This is a genomic window from Streptomyces sp. Alt3, assembly GCF_030719215.1.
Lineage (GTDB): Bacteria > Actinomycetota > Actinomycetes > Streptomycetales > Streptomycetaceae > Streptomyces > Streptomyces glycanivorans.
Genome location: NZ_CP120983.1, coordinates 3352032 through 3367742, shown reverse-complemented (window position 1 = coordinate 3367742; position 15711 = coordinate 3352032). Strand labels below are relative to the sequence as shown.

Below are 15711 nucleotides of genomic sequence, written 5' to 3'. Positions count from 1 at the left end.
TCTGACCTGGTTGCTCCGCACTGAGCACCAAGAAGGGCCCCGCACCTCGCGAGAGGTGCGGGGCCCTTCGGCATGCGCGGCGCGGGTACGGGGCTCCGCCCAGCAGCACCGGGGTCGTTGCCGCCGACGTACGAACGGGCAGGGGCAGGGGACGGCGGGGGAGGTCAGGCAGTGGGCAGGAGTGCCTCGACGGTGAACGAGTCGTCCTCCCGGCCGGCGGCGAAGGTTCCGCCCAGCGTGTGCGCCCGGTATCCGAGCCCGGACAGGCCGGTCCCGCGCCGGCCGGGTTCCTGGGGCGGCGCGTCCGGGGCGAGGGCCCCGTCGTTACGGATGAGCAGCCGGATCCCGGAGGCGTCGGAGCGCAGCTCTATCTCGCACACGGCGGCGCGACTGTGCTGGAGCACGTTCCCCACCGCCTCGCGCAGCACGAAGCGGAGGCACGCCGACACCTCGGGGTCCGGTGCGGCACAGGGGGACAGCGCGGTGCGCACCGCGATACCGGAACCGTGGAGCACGCGCTGGGCGTGGGCCAGTTCCTCGGAGAGCGAGGGGCCCTCGTCGTCCGGCTGGCCGATGGCCCGTATCTCCGTGTGCAGCCGGCGGGCGAGCCCCACGATCTCGGTGAGTGCCCTCCGTGCGGCGTCGGGAGCCGTGTCCGCCGGGACGGGCCCGCGCAGCGCGGCTTCGCCCTGCACCACGATCGCGGAGAGCGAGGAGCCCGCCAGGTCGTGGAGGTCCTGTCGCATCAGGGCTCGCGCCCGCTGCTCCGCGAGCCGTGCCGCTTGTTCCCGGCCGGCGTGGAGGCGGGCCGAGAGCAGAGCGAGATGGCCCACCGCGAAGACGGTGCTGGCCGTGATCGCCGTGCTGAGCAGCACGCTGACGGCGCCGCGGTCGGTGCGCACCAGGTCGGTGTGCACGATCAGCGGCCCACTGGCACCCACCAGCAGGGCGATCGGGACGGAGCTGGTCGGCGGCAGGGTGAGCAGCACGGCTCCGGCGAGGAAGCCGAGCAGGCTGAGCCACCTGTAGTGGAAGAGCAGCAGTGGCAGATAGGTGAGCAGCACCTGCATCATCAGGAGCCCCCACCGCCAGCGGTAGGGCAGCCGGTAAGGGGGCGGTGCGTACTGGCCCAGCAGCACGGCGGGCATCAGGACCAGCAAGGACAGGCCGGTGGCGACCGAGCGCCTGCTGAGGTGGGAACCGGCTACGTCCAGCGCCACCAGCGCCAGGGAACAGACCACCAGGACCACCAGGGCCCCGAGTGCCACCGGGGAGCCCTGCGGCCACGCGGCCCGATGCAGCTTGCCGCGCACGTGATCCCCCTGTCACCTCGGCTGTCGCACCATTCTCGCGTATTCATGGGCCTTTGAAGATCGTGCTCGGGCCGCTGCCGGGCGTATCGCCCGCACACCGGCGTAAGACGTGAAGTCTTCCCTTTTTCCGCGGCCTCCCCGCTGCTTTGCTCACCGCGTTCCTCCAGTCATCGACAGAGAGTGGTCAGCGGTGTCAGAACGTATTCCCCCCACCGGAGTGTGGGCGGGGTCAGCGGTGGCGATGCAGAGGCGAAGACGGCTCCTGCCCCGGATCGCCATGGGTGTCGCCCTCCTGCTCGCGGTGGAGACGGCCGCCGTCACCGACGGCGTCAGGGCCGAGGCCGCGGAGCCCTCGCGGACAAGGGCGGCAGGCGACGCGGCGCCGGAGGGGCCGGACGAAGCGGCCGACATACTCTCGGCGAAGGTCGCTGCCCGGTTGTACGGCAAGAGGGTCGAGGCGCTGTCCGAGCGCTCCGGGACGTCGACGACCTGGGTGAACAAGGACGGCACCCTCACGACCGAACTGTCGGCCGGACCGGTCCGCTTCGAGCGGGACGGCGCCTGGACCGATGTCGACCTCGCGCTCCGGGAGACGGCGGAGGGGGTGCAGGCCAAGGCCCATCCGCACGGACTGCGGCTCGCGGGCAGGGGCGGGACCCCGCCCCGCTCACTCGCGGCAGCCGACGCCTCCCCGGCCCGCGACCTGGTGAGCCTCGGTGAGGGTGACGAGCGGATCACCCTCCAGTGGAAGGGCGGACTGCCCGCGCCGGAGCTGGACGGTACCCGGGCGACGTACCCGGACGCCCTGCCCGGTGCCGATGTGGTGGTCGAGGCGACCCGCACCGGATTCGAGCAGTACGTCGAGATCAAGCGGCGGCCCGCGGAGGGCTACTCCTACACGCTGCCCCTGAGGACCGGTGGGCTGACGGCTGCCGAACAGCCCGACGGAAGCGTGGTGTTCACCGACCGGAAAAAGAAGAAGCGGGCCGTCATGCCCGCCCCCGTGATGTGGGACGCGACGGTGGACAGCGTCTCCGGTGAGCACACCCGGCGGGTGCCGGTGGCCATGAAGGTCGTGCAGCGCAAGGGCGCCGTCGACCTGGTCGTCACACCCGACGCGGACTTCCTCGCCGACGACAGGACCCGGTACCCGGTGACCGTCGACCCGTCGACCTCGTCACTGTCCAACGTCTTCGACACCTACGTCCAGCAGGGCGAGACCGGCAATCTCTCCAACGACGTCGAACTCGACTTCGGTGATCCGGGCACGACGAACGCCAACGGCACACCCCGTACCGCTCAGACGTTCATCAGCTGGAACACCTCTCCGATCGCCGACTCCCTGGTGTCGGGTGCCAAGCTGAGCCTGTGGAACTTCCACTCCGCCAACACCACCTGTGCGGTCCAGCCGTGGCAGGTCTGGTCCTCGCCCGCCGCTTCCACGGCCAGCCGCTGGACCAACCGTCCGACGATGAGCGCCCTGAAGGCGGAGTCCACCGAGACCCGCGGCAACGCGGCGTGCGCGTCCCAGCCCGACGGGTGGATCAACGCGGACGTGACCGCGCTCGCTCAGGAATGGGCGTCGGCCAAGGCGACGCGCGGCCACGTCGGTGTACGGGCGAAGAGCGAGTCCACCGTCGCGCAGTGGAAGCGGGTCAACTCGGCCAATGCCGCGAAGAACCCGCCGAAGCTGACGGTCACCTACAACTTCCGGCCGAAGACGGGCACGAAGCAGGAGGCCGGTCCGCCGTTCTTCTCCTACTCGGGCGTCTACATGGTCAACACCCTGACGCCGACGCTCCGCGACACCTTCGTCGACGCGGACGGTGACAAGGTCAACGGCACCTTCCAGATCCACGACACCACCACCGGCACCCAGGTCGGCGGCAACATGGTGTCGAAGTACGTGCCCTCGGGACAGCCCGCGTCGGTGACCGTACCGGCAGGTGTGCTCGCCGAGGGGAAGACGTACAGGTTCCGGACCTCGCCGTACGACGGTACGCACTACAACACCGGCTGGTCGGCGTGGAAGACGTTCACCGTCGACACGAAGGCCCCGTCCGCGCCCGGCGCCATAACCTCGACGGACTACCCGGCCGGCCAGTGGGTCAAGGGTGAAGGGCAGCCGGGGACCTTCACGGTGACACCGCCGTCCGGATCCGACCACCACTGGCTGGAATGGTCGATCGACGGCATGACGTGGACCAAGGTCGACACCGGAGGGTCGGCCGCGGCCAAGCCGATCCGCGTCACCCCGGACAGGAACGGCACCCACACCCTCCAGGTCCGTGCGGTGGACAGGGCGGACAACAGGTCCGAGACGCTCGACCACGTCTTCCACGTCGGCTCGGGGGGCTTCATCCAGCCCTCCGAGGGAGAGCGCACCGCGCGCAGGCTACCGCTGGCGGCCGAGGCCGAAGCGGGCACCTACACCGCGGTCTCCTTCTCCTGGCGACGTTCGGAGGCGGATCCCTGGGTGCGCATACCCACCGGCGACGTCACCTCGGGGGGCAGCGCGCTGTCCGCGTGGCCCGTTCCGCTCGTCGACGGGAAGAACTCCCCGCTGGTGTGGAACGCCACGGACACCGTCGACCCGGACGGCAGTGTGCAGATCAAGGCCGACTTCACCGGCCCCGGCTCCGCGGCCGGCAGCGCCGCCCCGCTGACCGTGACCGTGGACCGAAACGCGGACGGTGCGGCCACCTCGGCGGTGGGACCGGGCACGCTCAACCTGCTCACCGGCAATTTCACGCTCAGCGAGAGCGATGTGTCGCTCTTCGGGATGTCCGTGTCCCGGACCGCGGCCTCCCGCACCCCCGACCGGGGGGCGTCGCAGGAGGGACAGGCCGCGATCTTCGGCAAGGAGTGGGTCGCCGGCACCACCGCTGAGATGACCGAGTCCGACTACAGCCACGTACGGCGGGTCTCCGACACCGCCGTCGACGTGGTCCTGGAGGAGGGCGACGCGATCCACTTCAGCGCCGACTCCGCCCGGACCGGATGGATACCGGAGACCGGCGCCGAGGACCTCACACTCAAGGGCTCCGTGACCGGGACCTTCACACTGTCGGACACCGAGGGCACGGTCACCACCTTCGCCAAGGCCGACCCGGCGGCGACGACCTGGCAGGTCGCGAGCACCCTGCTCGACGGCCTGGCCAACAGCACCACGAAGGTGGTCTCCGAGACCGTGACGGTGGGCGGGGCCAAGCTGGCCCGGCCCAAGCGGGTCATCGCCCCCTCCTCGGCGGCGACGACGGCCGCATGCGAGGCCGCGCCCGCCACCAAGGGCTGCAGGGTGCTGGACTTCGTCTACGCGGCCACCACCACCGCCACCGGCACGGGCGGCAACGAAGAGTTCGGCGACATCGCGGGCCAGGTGCGCGAGATCCGCGTGTGGACCACCGAGCCGGGCGCGTCAGCCGCCACGGCGACGGCCGTCGCGACGTACCGCTACGACTCCAACGGCAGCCTGCGGCAGCAATGGGACCCCAGGCTGAGCCAGGCGACCCAGACCCAGTACGCGTACTGGGGCGGCCGGGTCACGTGGATGCAGCAGCAGGGGCAACTGCCGTACACCTTCACCTACGGAAACGCCGGTGCGGGAACGGCGCCCGGCGACGGCATGCTGCTCACGGCGTCCCGGGAGGCCCTGCGGCGGGGCACCTCCGCCACGGTGGAGGGCAGCGCCGTCACGGGCATCGTCTACGGCGTGCCCCTCACGGGCACCAAGGCGCCGTACGCGATGGGAGCCGGCGACGTGAGGGCGTGGGGCCAGCTCGACGCCCCGACCGACGCCACCGCCGTCTTCCCCGCGGACGCCGTCCCGGCAGCCCACTCGGGTGCGGCACTGGGGGCCCCGGACTACCGGCGGGCCACGTTGACGTATCTCAACGCCTCGGGACTCACCGTCGGCACAGCCGCTCCCGGTGGCCACATCTCGGTCACGGAGCACGACCGCTTCGGCAACACCGTCCGTGAGCTGAGCGCGGGCAACCGGACGCTCGCACTGGGTGCGACCGCCGGCGAGCGGGAGACCCTCACCGATCTCGGCATCGTCGGCAGGTCCTCGGCGGAGCGGGCTCATCTGCTGTCCACCACCTCCTTGTTCGACGCGACCGGAACCCGTGAACTGGAGGAATTCGGACCGATCCGCCGGGTCGACCTGACGGAGGACCTGAAGGAGGGCGGCACCGTGCTGGTCACCGCCGGGACCTCTGTGCCCGCACGGGCGTGGACGGTGAAGGAGTACGACGAAGGGCGCCCGACGGACGGCACGGCGGCCGTCAAGGACCAGCTGACGCTGACCGTCACCGGAGCCCGGGTACGCGACTTCTACTCGGTGATGGGCGAGAAGCGCGTGGACGAGACCGTCTACGACTGGGTGAAGGGTCTGCCCACCCTCACGATCAAGGACTCGGGAGGGCTGAATCTGACCACGTCCACCGGATACGACGACCAGGGACGGGTGACGTCCCAGTCGCTGCCCGGAAGCACGGGCAGCGACGCGGGCACCCGCATCACGGCGTACTGGTCTGCGACCGGTACCGGCTGGTGCAAGGGACGCCCGGAATGGGCGGACCAGGAGTGCTGGACCGGCCCCGCGGGTGACATCACCGGCGGCGGGACGCAGCCCGCCCAGCTGGTCGACACGACCACGGAGTACGACGGCTGGGGCAACGCCACTCTGGTCACCGACCACACCGGCGGGACGACCCGGACGACGGCCACCACGTACGACGCGGCCGCCGGCCCACCGGCGTGACCGTCGGGGGAGGCCTCGGGCAGCCGGTCCCGAAGTCCACCACCGACTACGACCCGGCCACCGGCCAGATCACCAGGGTCAGCTCTCCCACGGCCGGCACCGTGACGAAGGAGTACGACAGGCTCGGACGCCAGATCGTGTACACCGACGCCGACGGAGGCGTCACCCGGACCGAGTACGACCTGCTCGACCGCCCGGTCACGGTCAGTGACTCCGTCCCCTCGGCCGTGACGTACGCCTACGACCACGCGGCAGAGCCACGCGGCCTGGCCACGAGAACGACGGACTCCGTCGCCGGGGCCTTCGCGGCCACGTACGACTCCGACGGTTCCGTCGCCACCGAGCGGCTGCCCGGCGGTCACACCCTCACCGTCACCGAGGACACCACCGGTTCCACCACCGCACGCGTCTACACCCGGGACAGCGACGCGACCACCCTGTACGCGGACAGCGTCAGCGAATCCGTGCACGGTCAGGTCACCTCCCACCAGGGGTGGTCCAGCCAGGGCTACCGCTACGACCGCTCCGGCAGGCTGACCGTCGTCGAGGACACGGCGGGGGAGGTGTGCACCCGGCGGGCGTACGCCTTCGACCGGCGCGCCAACCGCACCGGCCTCACCACCGCCGTCGGCGACCCGGGAAGCGGCTGCACCGCCTCGGGAGGCACGGAGACCACCTTCACCTACGACAGTGCCGACCGGCTCGTCGGTACCGGCTACACCTACGACGTCTTCGGACGGACCACGGCTGTGCCCGGGAGTTCCCTCGGCTACTACGCGAACGACCTGGCCCACCGGCTGACGGCCGACGGCAGCCGGCAGACCTGGGAACTCGACCCGAACCTGCGCTTCCGCTCATGGACGGTCGAGACCGGCAGCGGCAGCACATGGACGCGGACGGCGTCCAAGGTGAACCACTACGACGGGGACAGCGACAACCCCCGCTGGATCACCGAGGACACGGCGGACGGGACCGTGAGCCGCAACGTGGACTCGGCCTCCGGCGACCTCGGAGCCACCACGAGCGGTTCGGGCGACACCGTCCTCCAGCTCAGCAACGTCCACGGCGACATAGCCCTCCAGCTCCCGCTGGACACCGGGACAGCGCCGACGGCCCTGGACAGCGACGAGTACGGCAACCCCAGGCCCGGTGGACAGACCGCACGCTACGGCTGGCTCGGCGCCAAGCAGCGGTCGGCCGAGACGCTCACCGGTCTCACCCTCATGGGCGCCCGCCTCTACAACCCGGCGACCGGACGGTTCCTGTCCGTCGACCCGGTGTACGGGGGCAACCTCAACGCCTATGAGTACGCGCACGCGGACCCGCTGAACCGCTTCGACCTCGACGGCCGGTGGAGCTGGGGCAAGAAGCAGTGGAACCGCGCCAAGAACAAGGCGCGGCGGGTGGGCCGCAACCCCAACTGGCGCTCCGTCTACTGGTCCGGGAAGTTCGCGATCAGCACGGCGGCGCTCGTCTCGCCGTTCGGACGGGCGAGGACCGCCAGGAACGTGTGGCGTGCGGCCAAGAGTCCCAGGAGCACGGCGAAGCGCTGTCTGAAGTCCGGCAGCCGTTTCGTGCACTGCGCAGGTGCGGGCTGGGGTGCGCAGACCGCCGTGAGCGACTTCCGCAACTGGAACAGCAACAGACGGTTCCGCAACGCCTGGAACGACTCGTTGACGAACGCCGGACGCCGTTCCGTCTGCAGGAAGTACACCGGCAGGAACAGCTGCCGCTGACCCGATGGTCCCCGGACGGCGGTGACCGGCCGACGGGGAGGCGGTACGCCCGTCTCCCCGTCGGCCCACCTCCGGCCGGACACAGCAGAATGAGAGAACCTATGCGCAACTACCGACTGACGTCGCTGCTCTTCTTCGTCCCGTTCATGGCCATCAGCGGGATCGACCGGGTCCAGGAGGCCGGTTGGGCCCGGCTCTGGGGCATGGCCGAGATCCTCCTGGCCGTCTGCATCCTGGCGGGTGCCGTCAGGGAGATCCGCACCGGCCTGGTCCGCAGGAAGGAGGAGCGGACCACCGGCCCGAGCGCCTGACCCGCGTCCTGTCTCCTCGCGTGAGGAATTCACCGGTGTCGCCCGTCGCCCCGTGATCGGATCGGTCGTCGTACGGACGCGAGCACGGGGGGACCCGTGGCGGCCAGGACGTTCACGCGGCGTGAGCGGGTCGAGAACGGTGCCGTCGTCGCGCCGGCCGTGCTGGTGCACGGGGCGGCCGTCGTGGCGGTGGTGGCCGCCGGGCCACGCGCACCGGTGTGGTTCCTGCCGCCCGTGCTCGGCTCATTGGTGGCGGTCCGGTGGGTGCGCCGGGGAATCGCGGGAGCCGGGACGGGAGCGGCAGTTCCGGAGCCCGCAGTTCCGGAGCCACGCGTTCCGGGCAGGCCCGGCGATAATCAGGTCCATGATCAAGGTGCTGGTGGTTGAGGACCACGCCGTCGTGCGGGCCGGACTGACCGCGCTGCTGTCCGGGGAGATCGGCATCCGGGTCGTCGGCGAGGCGGCCGACGGCAAGGACGCCCTGGACGAGGCCCAGCGGCTGCGCCCCGACGTCGCGCTCCTCGACATCGACCTTCCGGGGGCGGACGGCATCACGGTGGCGGGAGAGCTCGCCCACCTGGTGCCCGGCTGCCGGGCCCTGATGCTCACGGCACTGGACCGGCCCGGCCACCTGGAGCGGGTACTGGCCGTCGGTGCCGCGGGCTATCTGCTGAAGACCGCGGACCCCGCGGAGATGACGGACGCCATCCGCCGGGTCGCCGGAGGCGGGCGGGTGATCGACCCCCGGATGCGGGACGCCCTGCGTGCGGGACCCAGCCCGCTGACGGACGGCGAGGCGGAGGCCCTGCGGCTGACCGCCTCCGGCGCCCATGCGCGGGAGATCGCCGCCGATCTCTTCCTGAGCCTCGGAACCGTACGCAACCGGCTGTCCTCCGCCGTCGGCAAACTCCACGCCCGCACCCTGGTCGACGCCGTCCGGATCGCGGAGGGCCACGGCTGGCTGTAGCCGCGCGCGGGCAAGCCTGCCCGGTACCCTTCCCCGCCCGCCGGGTGACTCCGGTTCCTCTCTACGGCCGCCAGGCGAAGGGGAGCGCGTCCTGGCCCAGGCCCACCACCACCGGGCGCCCGTCGTCGAGCCGGAGCGTGGCGCCGTCCAGGGCCACTGGCCCCCGCGTACGCCGGGACAGCCGCGTGCCCGTCAGGACCTGGAGCTGCCCCCCGGCGGTGCGGCCGAGCAGGGAGGGGCCGGCGGCTGCCAGCTCCCCGTACCCGTCGAAGCCGACGAGGTCCGTGGCCACCCCGTCGCGTACGGCCGTCGTCACGGCACGCGCCTGTGCCCGGTAGAACAGGTCCACGGAACCGTCGGCCGCGGGCAGCCCGGTGGGTGCGTCGCCCGGTACCGGGCCGGCGTCGATCTGCGTCCGGGCGGTGAGCTCCGAGCCCGGCGCGTCCTGCGTCCAGTGGTGCACGGCGTGATGACCCGCGGCATGGACGTGGACGCGGCCGGTCCCGTCCACCACGACGCTCAGGCCGTCCTGCACTTCCCCGCCGCCCAGGTCGCGCCACTCGCCCCACGTCCTGTCCGCCTCCCGCACCCGGGTGCTGAGCCCCTTCTCCGCGTTGCGCACGAAGAGGTGGGTCCGGCCGTCCGGTGCCGTCACGGCGACGGGTACGCCGATGCGCCGGCCGTCGTCCCGGCCGGGGGAAGGGTTGCCGAGACCCCGCCAGGCGAGGAAGCCGCTGCCGGGAGCGCTCTGCGCCAGCAGCACGATCTCGCGCTCGTCGGCCGCCCCGTGCCCACGCGGTCCGGCGAAGCGCAGCCCGAACAGCAGCAGGGTGCCGTCGCCCGCGGTGGCCGACCCCAGCGCGGGGGCGAGCGGGCCGCCCCCGAGGTCGACCGGCGGGCCCCACACCCCGCCCGCCGGTTCTTCCTCGCGCCACCGGACCAGGCGGAGTCCCACCACGGCGTACGCGTCGAGCCGGCCGCCGGGCCCGGTGGTGACGACGGCGCGGACGCCCGGATAGCGGTGGCGGGTCGAGCGGACCCAGCCCTTCCTGTTGGTCAGCGGCCGGTCGCCGCCCACGTTGTAGTCCCCGCAGCCCGACGGGTTGCCGCAGTCCCAGTCGGGCGAACCGCCGTAGGGGACCAGATGCGCGGCTTTCTCCGCGAGCACGGTCGGCGGGAGGTTCTTGGGCCAGTGCCGGTTGTAGTACCCGCGGAACGAGGTGACCGCGAAGCCCGGTACCTGGCCACCGTCACGGGTGCTCCTGGCGACCCACCGGATCATCGCAGCCCAGGCGAAGCAGGCGGCGGCCGTGTGGTCGGCGTGGTCGGAGTAACCGGGTTGTTCGCTGTCCCTGCGCCGGACGGCCTCGGTGCTGTGCTGGATGTCCGGATCGGGGTCCAGGGTGTGCACGACGGTCGGCCGGTGGCGCTCCAGCAGCCCGACGAGGACGTCGACGAGCCCGTCGTAGGTGTACGCGCCCGGGCGCTCCAGGGGCGAACCCTCGGCGACGACCGTGCGGAGGGTCAGCCGCCGGTCGTGCCACAGGCTGGGGAGTCCGAGGCGGTGGCGGGTGGTGTGCATGGCGGTGTCGATGAAGACCAGTTCGACCCTGCGTCCCCCGGCGGCCAGGGTGTTGACCTCGGCCAGGTGCCCGTCGCCGAGCTCGGCGACGGATATCTGCCAGGGGGTGAACTTCTCCAGCCCGAGCAGGGTCGCGTACGCCTGACGCAGCCCCTGGTGGCGCGCCGACGAGTACGCCGCCTTGTCCGGTGCGGGGCGGGGGCGGCCGGGGACCTTGTTGAGGCCGTCGGCCTCGCCCGCCGTGAGGTACACGCAGACCAGCGGTGTCCCGGTGTCGAGGACGCGCCGGGTGTCCGGGTTCATGAAGTACAGATCGTCGTCCGGGTGGGCGAGTATCTGCATCAGCAGCGCCCGCCGCGCGGTGCTGATGGGCATGCCGGGCGCGGGGTCCGGCGCGGGGTCGGGACGCCGGGGCGGCGGGACCGAGCAGGCGCTGAGCGCCAGCCCGGCGGCGGCCGTGGTGATGACGGTGCGTCGTCGCACACCGCTTCCGGGCAGGGCAGGTCCATTCGTCACGCCACGCACTCCGTCCGCGTCCCCCCGCAGCGGGCGGGTCGGTGCCCTGAGCTGCGTGCTGCTGGTCAGCGCAGGTCAGGGCCGTGTGCCTGCTCCTGCGGGGGGATAGACGGGGAACCGGGCGACCGGGTTGCCCGGAGGGACGGGACCGCTCGGGCCGTCGGCTCGGGACGGACCGGGGCCGGTCGCGTGGGCCGATGGGCCCACGCGCCGGTCAGGCCGCGAGCCGGGTGAGCGTGCCCCGGCGCCAGACCGCGCGGAGGTTGAGGGTGTCGGCGATGGTGGTGGTGGGGTCGCCGTCCACCAGGAGCAGGTCGGCACGGAGCCCCTCGGCGATGCGGCCGCGGTCCGTCAGGCCGAAACGGCGTGCCGGGGTGAGAGTGGCGGCGCGCAGGGCCTGTACCGGTGTGAGGCCGGCCCGGACGAGGTACTGCAGCTCGTGGTGGACGCTGGCGCCGTGGATCATGCCGCCCAGGAACGGCAGCGGCATGGGCGCGGCGTCGGTGCCCGCGAGGAGGTCGACCCCGGCGTCGTGCAGTGCCTTGACCGAGGCCAGGACGTCCTCCAGCTTGCCCTGGGGGTAGCGGTCGTAACTGCTGCGCAGGGTCTCGCTCCACGCGGGGGTCAGACGTGATCCGACGCGCGGGTCGTCGGCGAGGTCCGAACCGGTGATGCCCGTCATCGAGGCGTTCAGGACGACACAGGGGGCGACGAACGCGCCGGAGGCGGCGATGAGGCCGATGATCTCGTCGGTGTGCGGCTGGTCCATGAACAGGTGGGCGAAGCCGTCGATGCCGGCTTCGATCGCCATTCGCGTCGCCTCGACGGTCAGGGTGTGGGCGATCGTGAGCATCCCGTGCCGGTGCGCCTCGGCGACGCCGGCGGTCAGGGTCGCCTGGTCGAGCATGGGCAGACCGGGGTGCCCCTCGACGGAGCCGTCGTCGACCATGAACTTGATGTAGTCAGAGCCGGCGGCGATCAGCTGCGGGATGAAGCCGACCGCTTCGGCCGGGGTGCTGGAGAACGGCATCAGCGGAGCCGGGCCGTGGGCCTGCTGTCCACCGTGGCCCGAGTCTCCGGAGTCCGGCTCCCCGGCATCCGGTTCTCCGTGGCCGCCCGGCTCGAAGTCCTCGGGGAGCAGTTCGCTGGGGTGCCCGCCGGGCGGGGTGATACCGAACCCCGAGGAGCGGACGTCGGCGACGGAGTCGTCGCCGAGCACGTGCTCACGGAAGCTCTTGGTGTACATGCCCTGCATCTCCAGCTCCGTCGTGACGCCGAACCGCAGCGCCAGCGCGAGCCCGTCCTCGGAGGTGTGGACGTGGGAGTCGATCAGGCCGGGCATGAGCGTCGCGCCCGAGGCGTCGACGACGTCCGCCCCGGCGGGCGGCTCCCCGCCGATCGCGGCGATGCGGGTGCCGTCCAGCAGGACGGTGGTCTCCGCGCGGACGCGCTCACCGTCGAACACACGGGCGTTGGTGATGGCCGTGACCATGCTGCTCCACCTTTCTTCGCAGGCCTGAAGGCCTGGTGCGGGCCTGATGTGGGCCTGATGCGGCGAACACCTCACCGCGTCGGTCAGGCCAATGCTACTCGCAACTACATGCATGTTTGCACGCAACTGCTGTTTGCAAGCTTTTGGGGTAAGGTCGTGGCGTGACGAACTCCGATGCCTGCGACCCGCAGGGAGAGGCTCTGCTGGATGCTGTGGGCACGGCTTTCGCCCGACTCCGGCGGCGCACCATGCAGGCCCCTGTCGAGCCCCCGGTGGGCCGTAAGGACCTCAAGCGCAATCTGGTCCTCAATCTCGTCGACGAGTCGGCCGAGGCCGGCAGGGAGATCACGGTCGGCGGGCTCGCCGATCTGCTCATGGTCGATTCGTCCGTCGCCAGCCGGATGGCGAGCGACTGCATCACCCACGGCTATTTGGTCCGCATCGCCTCGCAGCAGGACGGCAGGCGCACCGTGCTCAGGCTGACCGAGGACGGCAACACCCTTCTCGGCCACTTCCGCCGCCAGCAGCGGCAGGCCTTCGAGCACATCACCCGTGACTGGCCCACGGCCGAACGCGTCGAATTCGCGCGCCTGCTCCTGAAGTACGCCGACGCCACGGCCCGGCTTCCCGTGCCCGGCGGCGAGGGCGGTTCCTCCACGCCGTGACCTCCACACCTTCGGCCGCTCCCGCTGCGGGATGTCCGGGGTGTGGCATCACATGATCGTCACCGTTTGCTTCGTACTCTTGTCCGAATGCTGCTCGGCGGCGTGAACTGGTGGTGGCAGAGTCGCGTGGGGGAGTGGAACAGAACAGTGAGTACCAGAACGCCGGCAGGGGAACCGTCCGAGCGCCCGGACGACGGGAGCGTCGTTTCCGACGAGCAGTGGGCGGAGCTCGTCCGGCAGGCCGAGAGGGGTGGAGCCGACGCGCCGAAGGAGCCCTCGGCGCGTGCCCGGATGGTCACCGCGCGCCTGCGCGCGCTGGACGAGGAGGCTGCTGCGAGCGGGCGGCGCTTCGGCCGGAAGCGCAAGCCCGCCGAACCGTGGCAGCCGGACGGGTGGCGCACCGGCCCGGCCTGGCAGGAGATGAACGGCCGCGCACGGAAGCGGCGGCGGCTCGTCGGCGCCCTCGGGTTCGTCGTGGTCCTGGGGGCCCTGGTGGTCGCCATGCGGCCGAGCCTGCTGACCGACCACCTCCCCGGGGGTGGCGACGCGGTGGACATCCTGCCGCTGCCCGCGGAGACCGCACCGCCGACCGCCGCGCCTGCCGACGGGTCCGGTACCGAGCGGCCGACCACGGCACAGCCCTTCCGGGGCTCGCCCGCCCTCCGCTGGGCGGACGGGGCGGCAGGAATCGAGATGCCCCAGGCCAAGGCGGTCGGGGGGATGAGCAGGGACGAGGTCGAGCAGGCACTCCGGACGACCCGGCAGTTCCTCGTCGAGGCCAACCTCGATCCGGCCACCCTGCGCGGGGAGAAGCCCGAGGAGGCGCTGGACCTGCTGGACCCCTTGCAGAAGGGCGAACGGAAGCGGCTCGAACAGTCCCTGGCGGAGCCCGGCGAGGAACGGGACCCGTTGGTGATGTTCACCCGGTTCGACCCGGACGAGATCCGGCTGGTGGGAGACGTCGTCAAGACCCGTGGGCGGATGACCTTCGAAGCGGGCCCCACGGGCTCCGTGGAGGTGCGGGCCGACTACACCTTCGTCTACCCGCTGGTGCGGGTGGGCGAGGACGAGGTGGCGCGCACCATCGTGAGGCGGGAGCTGACGATGGCACTGCACGACCCGGAGAAGTTCGTGGCGACGGCCGGCAAGCTCTCCGTGATCAGCGCGCAGCAGAACGTCGGCAACACCGCCTGCGAGGTGGACGACGGCTTCCTGCACCCGTCCTTCCCCGGTGACGGCCCGGGTCCCAGCCCCACAGGGCCCGATGTGGACCCCTACTACCGCGGCGAGTGGCAGCCCGACGGGGAGTGCGGCACGGTCACCCGCACCTGAGGGGCCCGTGTGTACGGGGAGCGTCTCGATGTCCCGCCAGGCCAGGCCGAGTTGAGGCGCCGGGTCGCGGACCGCCACGCGAGGCCGGGTCCGGCACCCCGCCCGGGGGTCAGGATCCGGCGCCGGGCGGGCGGACCATGAACACGTCCACCGGGTCCTCCCGCTCCGGAGTGAAGCCGTGCCGTTCGTACAGGCCACGGGCGGCACTGCCCTGCAGGACGTTCAGCCGGACCGTCACACCCTCGGCATCGGTGCGGGCCAGGAGTCCGGCCAGGACGGCCGTGCCGATGCCTCGGCCCTGCACTTCCGGTGCGAGGTAGAAGTGCTCCAGCCAACAGCAGTCCTCGGACGGCCGCAGGGCGACGCAGCCCGCGACGGCTCCCCCCGCCTCCACCACGGAGGTGTGCTCCGGCACGTAGGCGTCGCGCAGCCGCTGCCGCACCCGGTGCTCGTCGTACCGGCCCAGACGCTCCAGGTCGGGGCGCATGGCCGAGGCCCGGATCCCGGCTATCGGCTCGACGTCCTCGAAGGTGGCCGGCCGCAGGCGCCAGCCCCGGAGGGTGCTCGTAGACATGGCCGGATTCTGTCAGGCGTCCACGAACAACTCCTCGGCCCTCTCCACCGCGAGTGCCCGCGCCAGCCAGCGGGCCAGTGTGTCGGCGTCCGCGCACCCGTTGATCCGGGCCCTGACACCGTCGGTGACGGTGATGCCGCGCTGTTCCAGTACCTGGACCACCGCCTCCGCCTTGCCTTCCGCCTTGCCTTCCGCGCGCAGTCGCTGTGAGGACTCCGAGCGGAAGAACGAGAGGTCGATGGCCATGAGGTCCCTCCAGATCTGGGCGGCCGGGGTGTTGCCCAGCCCGAGTTCGGTGAGCTCGCTGAAGACCATCGCGGTCTCTTCGTCAGCGGGTGCATCGCTTCGTGCGACGAATTGACCATGATCCGGACGTTAGGGTCGGCATCCCGAGGGCATATGCCGGAGGCGGCAGCTTCACCCCATCCGTGGATGTCCCGAACGGTTCTGCGAACCCG

The 15711-nt window shown here is 71.8% G+C and carries 9 protein-coding genes and 1 pseudogene; 5 read left to right on the top strand and 5 right to left on the bottom strand.

Translation table 11 applies throughout. From position 1 onward, the window contains the following. Window positions 1-164: 164 nt before the first annotated feature. On the bottom strand, window positions 165-1313 hold the full coding sequence (locus P8A20_RS14435) for a sensor histidine kinase (protein ID WP_261988619.1): 1149 nt from the start codon (window positions 1311-1313) through the stop codon (window positions 165-167). A 277-nt stretch (window positions 1314-1590) separates the two neighbouring features. On the opposite strand from P8A20_RS14435, the pseudogene P8A20_RS14430 reads away from it, so the two are divergent. From P8A20_RS14430 to P8A20_RS14420, 3 genes and pseudogenes are all read left to right on the top strand, one after another. Continuing rightward, window positions 1591-7814, top strand: a pseudogene (locus tag P8A20_RS14430) (DNRLRE domain-containing protein). Window positions 7815-7915: 101 nt separating this feature from the next. Then, complete coding sequence (locus P8A20_RS14425) at window positions 7916-8125, top strand: hypothetical protein (RefSeq protein ID WP_147959065.1); 210 nt, start codon at window positions 7916-7918, stop codon at window positions 8123-8125. Between the two features lie 364 nt (window positions 8126-8489). Next, entirely contained in the window at window positions 8490-9092 is a 603-nt protein-coding gene (locus tag P8A20_RS14420) for a response regulator transcription factor (protein WP_147959066.1), read from the top strand. Window positions 9093-9153: 61 nt separating this feature from the next. Here P8A20_RS14420 and P8A20_RS14415 read toward each other — a convergent pair whose 3' ends face one another. Both P8A20_RS14415 and P8A20_RS14410 read right to left on the bottom strand, forming a co-directional pair. After that, on the bottom strand, window positions 9154-11157 hold the full coding sequence (locus tag P8A20_RS14415) for a PIG-L family deacetylase (protein WP_306105149.1): 2004 nt from the start codon (window positions 11155-11157) through the stop codon (window positions 9154-9156). Between the two features lie 247 nt (window positions 11158-11404). Continuing rightward, entirely contained in the window at window positions 11405-12682 is a 1278-nt protein-coding gene (locus P8A20_RS14410) for an amidohydrolase family protein (RefSeq protein ID WP_147959067.1), read from the bottom strand. A 161-nt stretch (window positions 12683-12843) separates the two neighbouring features. Here P8A20_RS14410 and P8A20_RS14405 point away from each other — a divergent pair, with 161 nt between their 5' ends. Beyond that, window positions 12844-13347 carry a MarR family winged helix-turn-helix transcriptional regulator gene (locus P8A20_RS14405; RefSeq protein ID WP_147959068.1) on the top strand — a complete coding sequence of 168 codons (504 nt, stop codon included), beginning with the start codon at window positions 12844-12846 and terminating at the stop codon, window positions 13345-13347. Window positions 13348-13494: 147 nt separating this feature from the next. Then, the gene (locus tag P8A20_RS14400; protein ID WP_306103620.1) at window positions 13495-14679 is read left to right on the top strand and encodes a hypothetical protein; all 1185 of its coding nucleotides are present in this window, start codon (window positions 13495-13497) and stop codon (window positions 14677-14679) included. Window positions 14680-14788: 109 nt separating this feature from the next. Here the strand turns inward: P8A20_RS14400 and P8A20_RS14395 are convergent, their stop codons facing one another. After that, window positions 14789-15253, bottom strand: a complete 465-nt coding sequence (locus P8A20_RS14395) for a GNAT family N-acetyltransferase (protein ID WP_147959070.1) — start codon at window positions 15251-15253, stop codon at window positions 14789-14791. A gap of 12 nt (window positions 15254-15265) precedes the next feature. Continuing rightward, on the bottom strand, window positions 15266-15568 hold the full coding sequence (locus P8A20_RS14390) for a hypothetical protein (protein ID WP_306103619.1): 303 nt from the start codon (window positions 15566-15568) through the stop codon (window positions 15266-15268). Window positions 15569-15711: the final 143 nt, after the last annotated feature.